The sequence below is a fragment of the Oleidesulfovibrio sp. genome (genome assembly GCF_047973035.1).
Classification (GTDB): Bacteria; Desulfobacterota; Desulfovibrionia; order Desulfovibrionales; family Desulfovibrionaceae; genus Oleidesulfovibrio.
Genome location: NZ_JBKEBF010000037.1, coordinates 210,579 through 227,622, shown reverse-complemented (window position 1 = coordinate 227,622; position 17,044 = coordinate 210,579). Strand labels below are relative to the sequence as shown.

At 52.8% G+C, this 17,044-nt stretch carries 14 protein-coding genes; 5 read left to right on the top strand and 9 right to left on the bottom strand.

What is annotated here, in order from left to right; all coding sequences use genetic code 11:
• Positions 1–164: 164 nt before the first annotated feature.
• The 3 genes from ACK5LI_RS13270 to ACK5LI_RS13260 form a co-directional block, all read right to left on the bottom strand.
• Positions 165–1,451: an SO_0444 family Cu/Zn efflux transporter gene (locus ACK5LI_RS13270; protein ID WP_416950125.1), complete on the bottom strand. Its 1,287-nt coding sequence runs from the start codon at positions 1,449–1,451 to the stop codon at positions 165–167.
• 220 nt (positions 1,452–1,671) lie between these two features.
• Positions 1,672–2,925, bottom strand: a complete 1,254-nt coding sequence (locus tag ACK5LI_RS13265) for a hypothetical protein (protein ID WP_416950123.1) — start codon at positions 2,923–2,925, stop codon at positions 1,672–1,674.
• Between the two features lie 152 nt (positions 2,926–3,077).
• The gene (locus tag ACK5LI_RS13260) at positions 3,078–3,866 is read right to left on the bottom strand and encodes a M48 family metallopeptidase (RefSeq protein ID WP_416950121.1); all 789 of its coding nucleotides are present in this window, start codon (positions 3,864–3,866) and stop codon (positions 3,078–3,080) included.
• Between the two features lie 209 nt (positions 3,867–4,075).
• Here ACK5LI_RS13260 and topA point away from each other — a divergent pair, with 209 nt between their 5' ends.
• Entirely contained in the window at positions 4,076–6,322 is a 2,247-nt protein-coding gene (topA, locus tag ACK5LI_RS13255) for a type I DNA topoisomerase (protein WP_416950119.1), read from the top strand.
• 264 nt (positions 6,323–6,586) lie between these two features.
• Here topA and ACK5LI_RS13250 read toward each other — a convergent pair whose 3' ends face one another.
• Together ACK5LI_RS13250 and ACK5LI_RS13245 are read right to left on the bottom strand one after the other, a co-directional pair.
• Positions 6,587–7,651: a permease gene (locus ACK5LI_RS13250; protein WP_416950215.1), complete on the bottom strand. Its 1,065-nt coding sequence runs from the start codon at positions 7,649–7,651 to the stop codon at positions 6,587–6,589.
• Between the two features lie 229 nt (positions 7,652–7,880).
• Positions 7,881–8,183: an ArsR/SmtB family transcription factor gene (locus ACK5LI_RS13245; protein ID WP_416950116.1), complete on the bottom strand. Its 303-nt coding sequence runs from the start codon at positions 8,181–8,183 to the stop codon at positions 7,881–7,883.
• 514 nt (positions 8,184–8,697) lie between these two features.
• On the opposite strand from ACK5LI_RS13245, the gene ACK5LI_RS13240 reads away from it, so the two are divergent.
• The 3 genes from ACK5LI_RS13240 (at position 8,698) to ACK5LI_RS13230 (ending at position 13,011) form a co-directional block, all read left to right on the top strand.
• On the top strand, positions 8,698–9,174 hold the full coding sequence (locus ACK5LI_RS13240) for an RrF2 family transcriptional regulator (protein ID WP_416950113.1): 477 nt from the start codon (positions 8,698–8,700) through the stop codon (positions 9,172–9,174).
• 162 nt (positions 9,175–9,336) lie between these two features.
• Positions 9,337–11,634: a PAS domain S-box protein gene (locus ACK5LI_RS13235; protein WP_416950111.1), complete on the top strand. Its 2,298-nt coding sequence runs from the start codon at positions 9,337–9,339 to the stop codon at positions 11,632–11,634.
• 162 nt (positions 11,635–11,796) lie between these two features.
• The gene (locus ACK5LI_RS13230; RefSeq protein WP_416950109.1) at positions 11,797–13,011 is read left to right on the top strand and encodes a response regulator; all 1,215 of its coding nucleotides are present in this window, start codon (positions 11,797–11,799) and stop codon (positions 13,009–13,011) included.
• Between the two features lie 136 nt (positions 13,012–13,147).
• Here ACK5LI_RS13230 and ACK5LI_RS13225 read toward each other — a convergent pair whose 3' ends face one another.
• Positions 13,148–13,603 carry an EamA family transporter gene (locus ACK5LI_RS13225; RefSeq protein WP_416950213.1) on the bottom strand — a complete coding sequence of 152 codons (456 nt, stop codon included), beginning with the start codon at positions 13,601–13,603 and terminating at the stop codon, positions 13,148–13,150.
• A gap of 929 nt (positions 13,604–14,532) precedes the next feature.
• On the opposite strand from ACK5LI_RS13225, the gene ACK5LI_RS13220 reads away from it, so the two are divergent.
• Positions 14,533–15,087 (top strand): GNAT family N-acetyltransferase, encoded by a 555-nt coding sequence (locus ACK5LI_RS13220; RefSeq protein ID WP_416950107.1) that lies wholly within the window; start codon positions 14,533–14,535, stop codon positions 15,085–15,087.
• Positions 15,088–15,173: 86 nt separating this feature from the next.
• Here the strand turns inward: ACK5LI_RS13220 and ACK5LI_RS13215 are convergent, their stop codons facing one another.
• From ACK5LI_RS13215 to ACK5LI_RS13205, 3 genes are read right to left on the bottom strand one after another with little or no spacing between them, the layout of a single operon-like run.
• Positions 15,174–15,803: a tetratricopeptide repeat protein gene (locus ACK5LI_RS13215; protein ID WP_416950105.1), complete on the bottom strand. Its 630-nt coding sequence runs from the start codon at positions 15,801–15,803 to the stop codon at positions 15,174–15,176.
• On the bottom strand, positions 15,793–16,185 hold the full coding sequence (locus ACK5LI_RS13210) for a hypothetical protein (RefSeq protein WP_416950103.1): 393 nt from the start codon (positions 16,183–16,185) through the stop codon (positions 15,793–15,795). The genes ACK5LI_RS13215 and ACK5LI_RS13210 overlap by 11 nt, the downstream gene beginning before the upstream one ends.
• Positions 16,186–16,187: 2 nt before the next feature.
• The gene (locus ACK5LI_RS13205; protein WP_416950100.1) at positions 16,188–16,859 is read right to left on the bottom strand and encodes a YkgJ family cysteine cluster protein; all 672 of its coding nucleotides are present in this window, start codon (positions 16,857–16,859) and stop codon (positions 16,188–16,190) included.
• Positions 16,860–17,044: the final 185 nt, after the last annotated feature.

Sequence of the window (17,044 nt, the reverse complement as noted above, 5' to 3'; positions counted from 1 at the left end):
TACACTTACGTTCTGCAAACGCATAACATCAGCACGTCCTGTCATGTAACATGCTTGTATAGAGTATAAAAAAGAAGCCCCCCACAGCATCCTGTTGCTGCGGAGGGCTGTATCAGCGGTCCAGCTCTACTTCTTATTCCATAATAATATCAAAATATTGCCACTTAATGGTTACAGGAACAACCATGGGCGTGATCATGTGCGGGGCCTAATTTTTTTGAAGAAAGAAACATGCGGTATACCACAAGTCCCACCAATACGACGGCAGAAGCAACAGCAATAATACCGTGAGAATCTTCCTCTGCAGCTCCCACCCACGCGGTGATGCTCAGCCCCAAGTAGGCGTACAGCCAGTTTACAAACAGCCCGAGGATCACGGAACACACAGCGATGCTGGCTACATACACAGCGGCAACCTTTTTACCCATCAACTTTGCCACCACGGTAAAAGTGGCCGCATTGGTAGCAGGCCCCGCAAGCAGAAACACCAGCGCAGCCCCGGGCGAAAGCCCCTTAAGCGCCATTGCTGCCGCCACAGGGGTGGATGCCGTGGCGCATACATATAGCGGCAGCCCCAAAACAAGCATCACCAGCATACTCATAAGCCCGTCGCCAAGGTAACTGGCAAAAAAAGTATCCGGAACAATGGTTGTAATTACAGCGGCCAGCAGGATGCCTACCATAAGCCACTTGCCGATATCGCTGACAAGTTCGCCGAAACCAAAACGCATTCCGCTGGTAAACTTTTCCATCACTGTAACCGGAGCAGGGCCGGAAGAAGAGCAGCAAGAATCGGAACTGCAGCCGCAACTGTCAAGCCCGGCAAGGTGTTCGTGGTCATGCGCCGTTGCTTCGGAATGCTGCGCATCTGTCGTTTCAGGGTGCACTTGCAGCGGAGTCAGATGTGCATGAGCATCGGAATGCGAATCACACCCGCAGCCAATGCCGCAAGCAGATTCGGCGGGCGCAGCTCCGATGCCGCCAGCCTGCACAACAGGAGCGGGCAAAAGGCCGGAACCGGCTTGCGCCTTACGTTCTTCCGGTAAAAAGTTCACCGCGACACCGGCAACGATGGCTGTAAAAAATGACGCCACGGGACGCACCACAGCCATAACCGGGTCAAGCAGTGCGTAGCTGACTGCTATGGAGTCAACGCCTGTTTCAGGAGTGGAAATAAGAAAGGAAGTTGTCGCACCGCGGCTTGCTCCCTGCTGCCTCAGCCCTGCCGCGGCAGGAATGACGCCGCATGAGCAGAGCGGCAGGGGGACTCCGAAAAGTGACGCCTTGATAACCGGCAAAATCCGTCCGCGGCCCAGATGGCGGGCCACAAGGTCTTCCGGTAAAAATCCTTTCAGCAACCCCGCAACAAAAAATCCAAGCAACACATAAGGCGAAGCTTCCAGCAGGATATCCCAGACAGCCCATGCGTACTGTATAATAATTTCAGGCATGTATCCTCCGGCACCATACAGATGCAGAAATTGAACAAAAGAACATATGAACAAGTATTCATATGTGAAGTACATCTCCTGCCCTTTCGTGTCAACGGGGGCCTGAAAAAATATCCGGCAACAAAAAATAACATCTTGTCCTCTTGCGCATTCCATAAAAAAGCGACCCCCTGTGAAGAAGGCCGCATAGAATCAGGCATTATAAAAAGAGTGTAGCCCGTTATGCGAACATGGATTTGTCGCTGCCGATGAGCGAGAGAGCAAGCTCCATTTCGCGTCCGAGTCTGTCCTGCACGGCGGAACGGACCGAAGAAGTGGAAGAGCCGAACTGCCTGCTGCGCAGGTCATATACAGTACGGATGAGATTACCCTGAAATTCAGGGTCAGTCAGGCCATCGCCGCTATCCAGCTTGCCAAGTGCCTGCCGGAAAATCCGCGCCGCACCGGTGGGGCCATGCTGTACGGCAGTACTCCACAACACTTCGCCCATAACGCCGGTAATATCATCACGATCAAATGCAGTGTTGCGGGTAAGCTTACGCAAAGCGGGCAGGAAATTGTTGTCGCGCACAAACCTGTTTTGCAGCGATTCAAACCGGTCAGGGTCTTCAGCCGCTATTTTCTTCCACTCACGCGGCATTGAGCCCCCCTTGCCGCCGGTGTTGGCAGGGCCTGCTGCTGCAAGTCGCTGCCCATACTCCGGAGCTGCGCGATGTAAAAAGCGGATAAAGGCGTCCATGCTGCCGGCACGTGATGAAATCTGATATTTACCGTATGAGGTACCGCCATGCCTGTCGTAGCCGATGCTGGACACGCCTTTTGTGCCGGATTCAAACTGCGCAGCAAGCCAGCCAAGCGCACGGCTTGCTGCAGCCTGCGCGCCGTCTGCGCCTGCAATACCCGCCGGTGCAGCCTCGGAAGCGGGTTCCAGCGCCGCGGCTGCGGCCTCCATGACTTGTGCCATTTTTCCGGCATCAGATGCCGGTACGGCAGCCCCCATGCCGTCAGGGCTTACGCGTGTCTGCTGCTTATAGGCTTTTGCCGCGGTATCCCACGAAATTGAGCCCCGCACCTGACCGGTATCACTTCCGAGCCCCACCGCATCGGCAATGGCGGATCGGAGTGAAACTAATCCGCTCTTCAACCTCGGGTCAGCCGCCACCTGATTACCATCATCTGTAAGTACACGGGTAAGCGTAGCCAGTGCACGCGTATTCAGCAGGTTCATGCTGCCCATCACGGCGCCTTCGAACAATGACGTTTTTTTGTCGTCCTCGTCGGAGCCAAGCGCGTCGTTCAACAGCGACTGCCCTTTGTTCAAAAACGCAGGGTCAGAAAGCAGCCGCTCAAAACGCCCGCTGTCTTGTATACCTTGCTGCGCCTGCTGCCCGGGCAGGCGTCTGCCAGTAACCGGAGTGCGCAGGACTTTGCCCAGCCCCTGCACACTTAACATGCTGTAAGGATCGTATGCCATGATGCTACCTCGCACGGGGGAGTCCCCCGAAACACTGGTAGCAATCATAGTGCCTGAAGGCACTACCTATGGTAATACAGCACGTTGCACACAAAAAAAACACAGATGAAAACTGTGCTTTTTTTTATTGTCGGATATCCGACGCCGCCGGCCTACTTTGCTGCGGGCCGGTAGTATTGCATCGCTTCCGGCAAAAGGCTTTTGATAGCCTTGATACGGTTTGCATCAGCAGGGTGAGTGGAAAGAAACTCCGGCGGCTTAGGCCCGCCCTGCTTTGCCATGTTTTCCCACAGGATGACGGCAGATTCAGGGTTGTAGCCTGCTTTCGCCATCAGAATAAGCCCGATGCGGTCTGCTTCATATTCGTGGGTGCGGCTGTACGGCAGCATAACGCCGACACTGGCGCCGACGCCGTATGCGGCGAGAACGGCCTGCGTCACTTCGGGTGAAGCCTGTGAACCTACTGCCACAGCAGTGCCTACCTGCCCCACCTGCAACATAACCTGCGTTGAATAGCGCTCTGCACCGTGGCGGGCCAGAGCATGGGCAACCTCATGCCCGACCACCGCGGCAAGCTGCTCTTCCGTCTGCGCGGCTTTAAACAGACCGGTATAGACAAAAACCTTGCCTCCCGGCAGGCAAAAAGCATTCAACTCATCTTTTTTAATGGTATGAAATTCCCATCGGTATTCAGGATGCGCTGCAGCAGCGGCAATACGCTTGCCCACGCGCGATACCATCTGCGCTTTTTCGCTGGTGGTATCAACTTCCTCTGTCTGCAAAAGTTTTTTCGAGGAGCTGGCTCCAAGGGCCATTTCCTGCTGAGAATCCATAAGTATCATCTGGTTACGGCCCGTATACGGCGCTTTGGCGCATCCGGCCAAAGCCACAGCCATAACAACCAAACCAATATAAAACCAATTTTTCATAAATTTGCGCATAATCCCGTCCTTACTGGATTCCGGCTGCTTCCAACCCGTTCTCAGCGGCGAGTACGGGGCATCACCACCTTGACGCTGTTGGCATTTGTCGTATCTTCCCCTACCTGAAAGCATGCGTCAGCGGCAAGCCGCACACGCTTATACATTATGCACCCGTCAGGCTGCAACGCGGCTATGTAACTCCGGCAGACTGCAAACAAGGACAGCTCATGGGCAAAGACCTCATCATCGTGGAATCTCCTGCAAAGGTAAAAACTATCAAGAAATTTCTGGGCAATAAATATATTGTTCAGGCCAGCGTAGGACACATTCGCGACCTGCCTACCAAAGAACTGGGCGTGGACGAGGAAAATGATTTTTCCCCCAATTATCAGGTCATTCAGGGCAAACAAAAAGTTGTTGCGGCCTTGCGTGAGGCTGCAGCCAAGTCTGACAACGTCTATCTGGCGCCTGACCCCGACCGCGAAGGTGAGGCTATTGCGTGGCATGTTGCTGAAATTATCGGCAAAGAAAACACAAAGATCAGCCGTATCCAGTTTAACGAAATTACGGCCCGTGCCGTGCGTGAAGCGCTGGAAAACCCGCGCGAGCTGAACCGCAGCCTGTTTGATGCCCAGCAGGCCCGTCGGGTACTGGACAGGCTGGTAGGGTATAAAATTTCTCCCATTCTGTGGAATAAAGTAAAGCGCGGCATATCCGCAGGTCGTGTACAATCTGTGGCCTTGCGCCTGATTGTAGACAGAGAGCGCGAGCGTTACGCCTTTACCTCTGAAGAGTACTGGGTATTCCGCGCCAACCTTGCAGCAGATGCTCCCCCGCCTTTCAAAGCCGACCTGCACAAAGTAAACGGCAAAAAGCCCGAAATTCCCAGTGCGGAAGCAGCGGCTGCATTGGAAAAATCCATCGAAGGCAAACCCTTTGTTGTAGAATCCGTGCAAAAAAAAGAACGTTCGCGCAAAGCTCAGCCGCCGTTCATCACCTCTACGCTGCAGCAGATGGCAAGCCAGCGGCTGGGTTTTTCCGCCAAGCGCACAATGTCTGTTGCCCAGCGCCTGTATGAAGGTCTTGATCTTGGCGAAATGGGCACAACAGCCCTTATCACTTATATGCGTACCGACTCTGTCCGCGTGGCGGACGAAGCCCGCGACAGTGCCCGCAAGCTGATTGCCAGAGTGTACGGCAAAGAATACTGTCCTGCGAAGGCTCCGGCATACAAGACCAAAGGCTCTGCACAGGACGCGCACGAAGCCATCCGCCCCGTTGACGTCAACCTGACACCCGAGCAGGTGAAGGGTCTCATCGCGCCCGAGCAGTTCAGCCTGTACAAGCTTATCTGGTCGCGCTTCGTGGCCTCTCAGATGGCTCCCGCACGTTTCCATGACACCACGGTGCTCATCGGCTGCGGCGATACCCAATGGCGCGTAAAAGGCGAGCGTCTGCTTTTCCCCGGCTATATGGCAGTTGCTCCCGCATCCACCAAGGATGCCAACATCGAGCTGCCGCCCATGCAGGAAGGACAAGCGCTGGAACTGACCAAGCTGGAAAAGGAACAGAAGTTCACCCAGCCGCCGCCCCGATACTCTGAAGCATCACTGGTAAGAGAAATGGAAGAACGCGGCATCGGCCGCCCTTCCACATATGCCAGCATCATTTCCACCATCGTGGACCGCGACTACACCAAGCTGGAAGAAAAGCACTTTGTGCCTACCGACCTTGGTTTTGTGGTCTGCGATATGCTGACAGGTCACTTTGCCACGTTGATGGACATCGGCTTTACCGCCCAGATGGAAACCTCTCTGGATAAAGTGGCGGAAGGTGAGCAGGACTGGGTATCGCTGATGAAAGAATTTACCAGCGACTTCAACCCCACTCTTGCCGCTGCCGCCAAAGAAATGAAAACCGTAAAAGGCGGACTGGAAACAGAAATCAGCTGCACTGAATGCGGTAAGCCCATGGCTATCAAGTTCGGCAAAGCGGGTACCTTCCTTGCCTGCACGGGCTATCCCGACTGCAAGAGCACCAGCAACTTCACCCGCGATGAACACGGCAAAATTCAGCTTGTGGAGCGTGAAAAAGAAGAACTGCAACCCGTGGGAACCTGCCCTGAGTGCCAGAAAGATCTGGTCATCAAGCGCGCCCGCACCGGCAGCCGGTTCATAGCCTGTACCGGTTACCCGGACTGCAAACACGCGGAGTCGTTCTCCACCGGCGTTCCCTGCCCCAACGAAGGGTGTGACGGAGAACTGGTTGAAAAAAGCTCCAAGCGGGGCAAGATCTTCTATTCCTGCAACAAGTACCCCCAGTGCGATTTCGCCACGTGGAACTACCCTGTTGCGGAAGCCTGCCCTCAATGTGAGTCTAAAGTACTGACCATCAAGTCCACCAAAGCAAAAGGCAAGCATATCGCCTGCCCCAGCTGCCGGTATACGCGCGAACTGCCGGACGATGACGAATAGCAGCCAGCAGCACGTTTGGATAAATATAAGGCGGGGAATTCATCCCCGCCTTTTTTATCGTGTAACGGCAGAAAAATAAAAAGAACGCAATGACACTGTACCAAGAAGCTTCGTTATCAGCGCAGCCTGCCGGACAGGCGTACGAAATAAGCTCCGTTTACCGGAAGGCAGACTGCGGCACCAAGTAATTGCAACACCTTGCCCGTAAACACAAAAAAGCCCGCCAGCAACACTGGCGGGCTTTTATAACAGCTAAGCGTGCTTTTAAATCAGCATATTGAACAGGAAGCCCACCATCAGAATGCCGCCCCCCACCACGCCGAAGAAGGTAAGAATAAGCGGAAGCTTGAGTACGCGGCGCAGGATGACTGCTTCAGGCAATGACAAGGCAATGACCGCCATCATAAACGCCAGCACAGTGCCCAGCGCGGCGCCTTTGCCCAGCAGAGCCTGAACAACAGGAATAATGCCCGCCGCGTTGGAGTACATAGGAATCCCCATTACTACTGCTGCAGGTACGGACCACCATGCTTCCTTACCCATGATGGACGCCATGAATCCTTCGGGAACGTATCCGTGGATGCCCGCCCCCACGGCAATTCCCAGCACAATGTACAGCCAGACCTTTTTAACGATGTCACGCACGGCATCAAGAGCATACTGAACGCGGCCTTCCCATGACATGGAATGCATGGGCATACCTTTCATGCTGCCCTGCTGGCTTTGCGTCACCCAGTCTTCAATATAGCGTTCCATGCCAAGGCGGCCGATAATCCAGCCGGAAACGATGGCAATGGCAAGACCGGTGCCCATGTAGATGGCAGCTATCTTCCAGCCCAGCAGGCCGTATAGCAGAACCACCGCAATCTCATTCACCATGGGGGCGGCAATAAGAAACGAAAAAGTCACGCCCAGCGGAACACCAGCGGTAACAAAGCCCATGAACAGCGGCACGGCGGAACAGGTACAGAAAGGTGTAACAATGCCCAGCACGGCTGCCATGACGTTGCCTATGGCTTCATTGCGTCCTGCCAGCATTTTCCGTGTGCGTTCCGGCGAAAAAAAAGACCGAATAATGCCTACGCCGAAAACCACCAGCATAAGCAGCATAAGGACCTTGGGCGTATCATAAATGAAAAACTCCACGGCATCGCCCAGATGTGTGCCCCGTGCAATCCCCAGCAGATCGTAGGTTACCAGCTGTGAAAACGGGACAAGTTGCCAGTATATAGCAAACCAGAGTATAAGACCTGCTGCCAGTTTGATAGCGGTGCGCGGCTCTATGCCTTTTTTCCGGTTTACCGGAGTCAGCGGCGTAAAAGCCTGCATCGTGCTTGTTGCACCAGTGGCCAGCCCTGCAGAGGTCGCAGCCTGTTTTGAACCATCGCTTTTCTCACCCTGCTGTTCACTCCCGCCTTTAGGCGAACAACAACACGAAGGTGTACTGAAAGGATTATGTTGTGCCATGAAGTATCTCCTGCTTTTGCTTATTGCCGCTTAGCGCGCTAAGCCGGATGTGTTACAAATTAATCGCAAATGCGGCTGCAAGCTGCCCCGCTTACAGAATAACTCTTCCCCGTACAGCGTTTTCCGTGCAGCGGAGGAACGAAGAAACACACGGCAACTCGATTGAGTAATACATGTTGTTCCCGCGTCGTTCGTCCCTCACTATTCCGGCTTTCTTAAGTAGCGACAGATGCTTTGAAACGGTGGACATATCCGAACCTACAAGCTCCTGCAGTTCACAGACGCAAAGCGTACCGTCCGTAAGTGCCCGTACCATCAAAAGACGCGCAGGGTGCCCTAATGCTTTAAATATTGCGGCCTGCTCGTGCAGAATTGTGTCATTTGGAGATGTCATTACATCTACCCTCCAAGCTGTTTGGCGTTTTTGCCAAATACAATCTGCCAGCAATGCCCGTCAAGAAGTATTTGGCGTTTTCGCCAAATACATCGGGGACAACGCAGCCTCCAGGTTGGCTTGTGAAATTGTGCAAGGAAAAAACACCCCATGTCAGTAACCACTAACATTCCGGCATGATGAATGATTCTTTCCGTCCGCCGCACTCCTCCACATTCTTTTTTTCCCTGAACGTACTAATTTAATATATTTTTTTAATGACACCGTTGAGTGTTTCCGGCTGGTAGGGTATTGTTTTGCAAACGGGCAGAAGAAGGTTGCGGGCATTCCTGATTGCCTCAATCTGCTAGGCGCTGTTTCTTGTTTATACAGTGCAAATGGCACAGGCCAAGGCAACCTGCGGCTAAAGGGGTGGCTGTCAACGTGACCGCAGCCGCAGTATATGCCGGGCAGGGCATATGGTTACAGGTTGCCTTGGCCTGATTCTGCGAACCAGAATACCGGAGGGGAAAGAATGCGCCTGTTGACCAACAGCCGATACGGGACCCGCATGCTGCTGGATATTGCGGTTCATGGAAGAGAAGGACCGGTCCTCATGCGGGACGTGGCTGAACGGCTGGGAGTTTCACAAAAATATCTTGAAAAAATAGCACGCCAGCTGAAAGAGGCAGGTTATCTGAAGGCCCAGCGCGGCCCCAACGGCGGCCATACGCTGGCGCGTGATGTAGAAAGTTTCACCGTAGGCGATGTGGTACGCGTACTGGAAGGCGGTACAGACATTGTGGGCTGCGGACGTGATGAAGAAGGTTGTACTCATGCTCAGGGGTGTCTGACAAGAATGCTATGGAAAGAAGCCGGCATTGCAATGTTCCAGAGGCTTGACCGCTTCAACTTTGCCGAACTGGTGGCCTATTCCGATCAAGGGGTACGCTTTGGCGATTTTTGCAAAACCATAGAAGATGAACACTGTAAATGTGCGGCACATTACTGAGCAATCAGAGGTGCCGCTTTTTGTGCACAACATACCCCGAACATTCAGTGACGTAGTCAGAGACTGCAGCGGCCGGAGACAAGGGCAGTTTCCGGCTACGCCGAACACCGCAACCACGCATACTATAGCTGCACTTTGCACATGGTATGAACCGAGGCTGGCATGGTGCACCGTCCCAGATTCCGCATTAGTCTGGCATTACGTATAGTAATAACCACCGGCTTAACACTGCTTGCCGGGCTGGTAGCACTTTCATGGGTAAATCTTCGCTACCACAACCAGTACGCCATGACGGAATTCGCCAAAGGGGCTGACAGGCTGAGCAGCACCATTCTGCTGGGCACCCGCTATGCCATGATGACAAATGCCCGCCACGAACTTGACCAGATCATCCGTGACCTTGCCCGCCAGCCGGATATTCACTCCATCCGCATATACAACAAAGAAGGGGCGATAATGTTTTCCGGCCTGCCGGAAGAAATCGGGCAGGTAACAAACATCCGCGACGAAGCCTGCAATGTCTGCCACCGCATAGAGCCGCCAAAGACAGAACTTGCACTGGACGAACGCACCCGTCAGTTTACATCCGCCGAAGGCGAACCCCTTCTGGGCAGCCTGCGCCCCATTAAAAACGAACCCGGATGCTCAGGCGGGCCGTGCCATTTTCACCCCGCAGAAAAGCAGGTGCTGGGCGCTATGGACGTTGTGATGCGCCTTGGTCCGGCGCAGCATGACTTTACTAACTTTCAGAAAGGAATGCTGGGAGCAACTGCTTTTGTTTTTCTGTTGGCAGCATCAGTCATTGTTCTGCTTCTCAGGCGCTTTATCACCCAGCCGGTATACCGCCTGACGGAAAACACCCGTCGCATAGGTCGCGGAGAGCCTGTTCTGGTAACAGATACCGACCAGCAGGATGAAATTGGCGAACTGGCAACAGCGGTTCGGGCCATGGCAGAAGAAATCAGACAAAAGCAGGACGAGCTGCGACGGCAACGCAAAGAGTACCAGACCCTTTTCGAGCAGGTACCATGCAGCATCACAGTTCAGGACAGCGACTTTCGCCTGCTGCAATTTAACAGAGAATTTGCCGGACGCTTTCATCCGCTGCCCGGCGCATATTGTTATCAGGCCTACAAAGGCAGGACAGCCCCATGCCCCAACTGTCCTGTGGAACGCACTTTTAAGACAGGCCGCTCGCATTGCAGCGAGGAGTACCGGACCAACACGGACGGTACGCAAACACACTGGCTTGTGCATACATCACCCATAACGGACGATGACGGCAACGTTACTGCGGCAATGGAAATGTCCATAGATGTTACTGCGCTAAAAAAAGCAGAGGACCGCCTGCGCCGGTCGGAGCAAAAGTATCACGCCATTTTCAACAACATACCCAACTCGGTATTCGTGCTGGACGCGGAAACCCTGAATATTGTGGACTGTAACGAGACTGCCGTTGCCGCATACGGATACAGCCACCTTGATCTTAAAGACAAATCATTTCTTGATATCTTCCTGCCGGAAGAGCGCAGGCGGTATGCGTCTCAGCTGCGGGCATTCACGGTGCTTACACGCGCCCGTAACGTGCGCAAAGACGGGAGCGAGTTTTATGTTGATATCATGTTGTCACCCGCAGAATACCATGAACGAAAGGTGCTACTTGTGGCTGCAAATGACGTGACCGAACGGCTGGAAACAGAGCAAAAGCTCATTCAGGCCGGTAAAATGGCGACATTGGGCGAAATGGCGACGGGTGTCGCACATGAACTCAACCAACCGCTTACAGTTATCAAAACGGCAAGCAGCTTTATTATGCGTAAGGTTACAAGGCAGGAAAACATTGCACCCGATGTGCTGAGTACCATGGCAAGAGAAATCGACACCCATGTGGACAGAGCCAGCAGCATCATCAACCATATGCGCGACTTCGGCAGGCAGTCAGACCTGACACTGGAACAGGTAGACCTGAACGCAGTTCTCAAGGCTTCCAGCGAGTTTTTTGCCCGCCAGCTGACCCTGCGCCAGATTGAAGTGAACTGGCACCTTACAGAACCGCTGCCGCCGGTAATGGCCGTGCCCAACAGGCTGGAGCAGGTTTTTACCAATATGCTGCTGAACGCCCGCGATGCCATTGAAGAACATTGCGAACGCCACCCTGAATCCAGCCGCGTTATCACCATCACCACGGCTGTAGAAGAGTGCGAAGTCATTGCAAGAGTGTGCGACACGGGAAAAGGCATTCCGCAATCGTTACTAAACAAAATATTCGAACCTTTTTTCACCACCAAAAGTGTGGGCAAAGGCACAGGGCTGGGGCTTTCCATCAGCTACGGGCTGGTTAAGGGCTTCGGCGGCAACATACAGGCCGAAAATGCGGAAGGCGGCGGAGCCTGCTTTACCTTGCGTTTTCCCTCTGCCGGATCAGGAGCTGGTACGGAAAAAGAGGATGAATCCGCTTAGCCTCTCTTCAAAGCCGGAACTAACAACGTTGCTTCACGAAAAGCTGCCCCTTTTGCCATCACCGTTCTCCGGCAGCTCTCTGCAAGTGGAAATAATCTCTTTGGTAACTACGCAGCCATGGCAGCGCAACGGAATAATCCCTGAAAACGCAGCAGGCATTATATGGAATATTCACCCTCTCCGCAGGTGCAAAATGCACCGCTCTTACTGCTGGTTGATGACGAAGCAGGAATTCTAGCGACACTCGGCCCGCTGATTGCAGACATGGGCTACCGAGTTTTAACGGCATCATCAGGACAGCAGGCTCTTGATCTGTTCAGCCAGAATGCCCCTGCGCTGATAGTAAGTGACATACGCATGCCGGGGCTTGACGGTATGCAGCTGTTGCAGGCCATCAAGGCACAGCAGCCTGAAACAGAAGTTCTGATGCTTACCGGACACGGCGACATGAGTCTGGCGGTAGAAAGCCTCCGTTCAGGCGCAGGTGACTTTCTGACCAAGCCGGTTAACGCCGATGTACTGGAATTTGCTCTGGCCCGTGCAGTAGAGCGCATCAATATGCGCAATGCCATACGCCGCCACACTCAGGAACTTGAAAAACTGGTCGAACGTCGCACTAAAGAATTATTAGGCGCCGAGCGCCTTGCCGCCATTGGTGAAACAGCGGGCGGAATGGCCCACGCCATCAAGAATCTGGCAGGCGGGCTTGAAGGCGCCATGTTCGTACTGGAAAAAGGGCTCGAGCTGGACAATCGGGAATATCTGGAGCAGGGCTGGCACATGCTGCGCAACGATGTTGCCCGTGTGCGGGATTTAACCATCAACCTGCTTAACCTGTCTCGTCCCGCAGAGCTTGATCCGCAACCGGCAGATCCTGCATCTGTCGCGCAGGAAGTTGTCCGCCTGCTGGCAACAAGAACAAATGAGGCAGGGGCGACACTGACCTGTGATGAAGAGGCTTCAGGGCATCATCCGGCAGACGGACAATCGCCCCTCTCCGCAACAGCTCTGCCTGTCTTTGATCAAAGCGCTATCCATTCCTGCCTGATGAATCTTGTGGTTAACGCCATAGACGCTGTAGCAGACGCTGTAGCGACGGGACTCCTGCAACGGGGCGACGGGCGTATTACAATCGCCGTTACCGCAACGCCTGTGGTTGTCCGCTGGACTGTTCTGGATAATGGTTCCGGAATACCTGCCGAAGCTGCCGCCGCGCTGGAAAAGGGCCGCTTTACCACCAAACCCACGGGGTCAGGATTCGGCCTGATGGCAACCCGCAAAGCCATGCGTGAACAGGGCGGAGAGCTGCGCGTAACCGCACCGCCTCAGGGCGGCACAAAGGCAGAACTCGTACTGCCTGCAAAACCGGTCTGTTAAAAAAGCCCTGCGCTGGCGCATACTCGCGCCCCTCTCTTTTCTTTTCCATAAGCCGCAAAAAAGCAGAGCCCCCAAAAAGAGCCGCTGCGACAATAACGTAGAGCAGCTCTTGTGCCGACGGGGACTGAAAGGAAGATTACGACCCCGTAGAGAGCAGCCCGATACCACAGACAATGACTGTTCCCCACAGGACACGTCTATGCATGTCTCCTTCCTTCAATAGAAAAGTACCCAATAATACGGATAGCAATACGCTTATCTCTCTGGTTGGTGCCACATATATCACAGGAGTAAATGTAAGCGCATAAAGGACAAGAATGTATGCAAGAGGACTAAAGACTGAAATAAGCAATACAGGTAATTTATGCTGCTTCCATAGTATGTTGATTTGCTCTCTTCTTTTTATTGCCAAAGGTGTTAACAGCACACATCGTCCAAAATTTGCGGCGTAATCTAAAAGCAGAGGAGGGAATAGCAATACTGAGACTGTGTAGGCATCCCATACCGTGTACCCGCCGATTAATGTTCCTGCACCCAGACCAAGCAACAGGGATGGCAGAAAACTGTTTTTTTGCCCTGTATTGCCTGACATTAACTGGCTGACAGAAAAAATGATAAGCAATCCACCTAGTGCGGCTTGTAGTAGAAAGCATGGGACCTGTTGCTCTTGCGATGGGATATACAACTGACAAGTCCCCCTTTCGATATCCATACTGGAGCAAAAGAAAATAGGCCGTATGCAATAGTATGCTGCCAACGATAAAAAATAGCGTGCGAGGTTCGACTGGTACCGGATTGGTACCGACGATTATGAAAGCTATCGGAAGGTAAATTATGATGGAGCACAAGGAAAAGAGCCAAATTAGCTCCGGCCCGCCATTTATCTTTTTAACACAAAAATTCCACGTGGCATGACAGCATGCGGCCAATAACACCAGAAAAAAACCATAAAAAGACATCTTGTTGCCTCATCAGCTATGCATACATTTATTCCCCCGTATTTATTACCGTTAACACATCCTCCCAAAACAGATCGCACATATCCAGCCCGAACATTCAGTAACAGAATGCCCCTCGCAGCGTGAATAGCAACAGCTAAGGTTCAGTAGAGTTAACCTGCTTTTGCAATATGTTTAAAGCAAACAGACAAAAGCCAACTCACAATCCGGCTGATACCATTCCGGCCACTGCCGTGCCGCAGCCAATGAAAAAGCAGCATTGACTCCGTGCAACCTGCCCGACTGTTCTCAAATCAATCTAAACGATGATTGCAGACGCTCAGGTTGCGACTTGAACACCTAACCATTCTCCACAGTCATAATCAACCCTCGCATCCTGCCGGCAGACAAAGTAAAAAGCTGCATCCCGAAAGGAGCCACTGCCCTGTTCATTAACAACAGGCAGAATGCCTGAAGGCGGTTTTCATGTCAGGAGCTCATTGACAGGTGGCGGGAAAATCGCGTTGATCAATATTCCTGCAAAAGAACACAAACGGAACACTGGCGCAGAAAAAGAGAACACATGCAGAAGCTGAAATCATTTTGTTTTGTTCAAGCTGAAGAACTTCCGGTGGATGTATTCAATCTGGTACAGGCGACATTTAATGAATATGTTAACTGCCCTCAGTCATACACAGAGTTTGTCCACAAGTTCAGAAGTCACAACGTGTTTTGTGTTATCGCGTATAACGGCTCTACTGCGGCAGGCTTTACTGCGGGCACTGTATTAGATGCTGGATTCATTCATTGTTACTATATTGCTGTGCAGGACCAGCTGAGGGGCCGTGGTTACGCAACAGCGATTGCCGGACGCGTACGACAGATGATGCTTGAGCACGGCATCAGGCATCAAACGCTGTTCACCATGCAACCAGCTTCCATAACAGCAATATATCGGCGCGCGGGGTTTATTGTCTCTTCCTCTGCGCCGTTGCAGGAAGTAGAAAGGCAGCAGATAAAAAGCATAAATAGCTTTCTGGGCTGCGCGTTGCCTGCTGTGCGGGTAATACCAAATTATTATCAGCGGGCAGATGGCTCCTGCGTTGATGGATACTTTGTATCCTGCGAAGTTACGTAACGTGCAAGACGACTCACTTTCTGTTTTTCACAAAAAAACGCCGGAAGGAAATCCTTCCGGCGTTTTGTATGCATTAGCGGGGCTGATTACCCTTTGCGGTGTGCTTTCAGCTCTTCAAGATAGGGCGGTGCAACGTCAAAGCCCAGTTTCATGGCTTCATCGGCAAACTGCACAGCTTTATCGAACTCGCCTTTTTCAAAGTATGCCAGCGACATGTTGTTGTATGCCGGAGCAAAGGCGGGTTCCTTTTTGATGATCTCTTTGCAGACCTGCAGTACTTCATCGTATTCTTCTACCATGAAGTATGCGGTGGCAAGGCTTGCCTTGGCCTGCACAAAGTCAGGGTCCCATTTAAGGGCTTTCTTCAGCGCCTTGATGGCGGGCTCGGGCTCGCCAAGCTGCAGATGGACAAAACCGATGTTTGCCGCAGCAGCGGGGAACTTCGGACGGCATTGAGCGGCTTCTTCGTTGTAACGCTTGCAACCTTCCAGATCGCCACGCTGCAGGCAGATGCCGCCAAGCTGCACAAACGCTTCGGCAAAGCGCGGGGAATTACGTACACAGTCAAGGAACGCACTTTCCGCAGCAGCCCAGTCACGCTTGGAAAGCAAGGCTACGCCGAGGTTGTAGTAGTGGTTTGCGCAGTTTTCGTTTTCTTTAATTTCGGCCTGTAAATCGGCGATATACTCGTCGATGTTATCGTAGCTATCCTTCATAGTCCGTAAACCCCTCTTTTTCCAACAATTCGTGATACCAGATGCAAAAATCGAAAATGCCCCGGTATTTCTCGTCTCTGTTTATGATGCCTAAAGCGCATTCAAGAGCGCCCTTGCCGTATTCGTTTGTATAATCCGAATGATTGCGGGTTTGCAAAAATTCACGGATCAACTGCTGCGTGGTACGCTTTGTAATGTCCTGTCTGATATCCAGAGGATCATTAGGTTTCTGGAACGGGTCCCACTTGGCGTAACCGATGCGGTCGATAAATTTTCTACGTCGCGGTGACATTTTTTCATAAATGAACCGCTTCTGTTCTTCCTGCTCAGGAGTAAGTTCCTGAATTGTTCCGTCACGGAACATGCTGGCAGAAATATTCATTGTTAACGACCTTCCTTCTTGGGTGCGCCGATACCAAGATAGTCATTATCATACTTGGTAAGCAGCGCCATGGATACCGGCACCAGTACCGTATGCAACTCTTTGAAACGCGAATTTACAGCATCGCGGATTTCAAGGCTCATTTCTGCAAGGCGTTCGTGAATTCTGTCGATATTCACAGTGGGGTATGGCTTGCCGGCTTCAAACGCCGACTTGCCACAGGTATGGGCTTTGCCGCCGATGGCGGTGGGGATGCCGTACAGGCGGCATGTAATGGGCCGATACTGGTACAGTTCGCAAGTATCGGATTCACCCAGCAGCGGACACCGCAAGCGCTGGCGGGCCATTTCTTCCAGAATGTCCTGTGCATCACGGCCATTCTGCACGTCGCGATGAGCCTGACGTTTCAGCTTTACAAGCTGACGGTCCACCTCACCCGCGCGATCAACCAGAGCAGACCTTTCCGGCCCGAAGCCGTACTTAGTTGCAAACTGATGGTTAAGGTACATGGCCTCAACCAGCGTCAGGTCAAACAGCGCGTAGCAACAGTCGCTACAGCCCTTTTCACAGGTCACACACTCGGGATGCGTTTCCTGCACACGCTTGAAGACCGTATCTACTTCGGCCACAAGCGCTTCGTATCTGGCAAAAATTTCGGAAAAATCCTGCGTCATTCTAGTTCTGCTCCTCGCCGCCCCGGTCCGCGTAACAAAACAGACACGCGCCGTTTCAAACAGCAGCATGCGATTGCTTTACTTCGGCGGAGAGGCCGGTTTTTCTGGTCGGTCGGGAAGTCAGGTAATCACCGCGGTCGGGCCTGTCCAGTGCATGACGGTCCAATCATGGCGATTCCGTTACG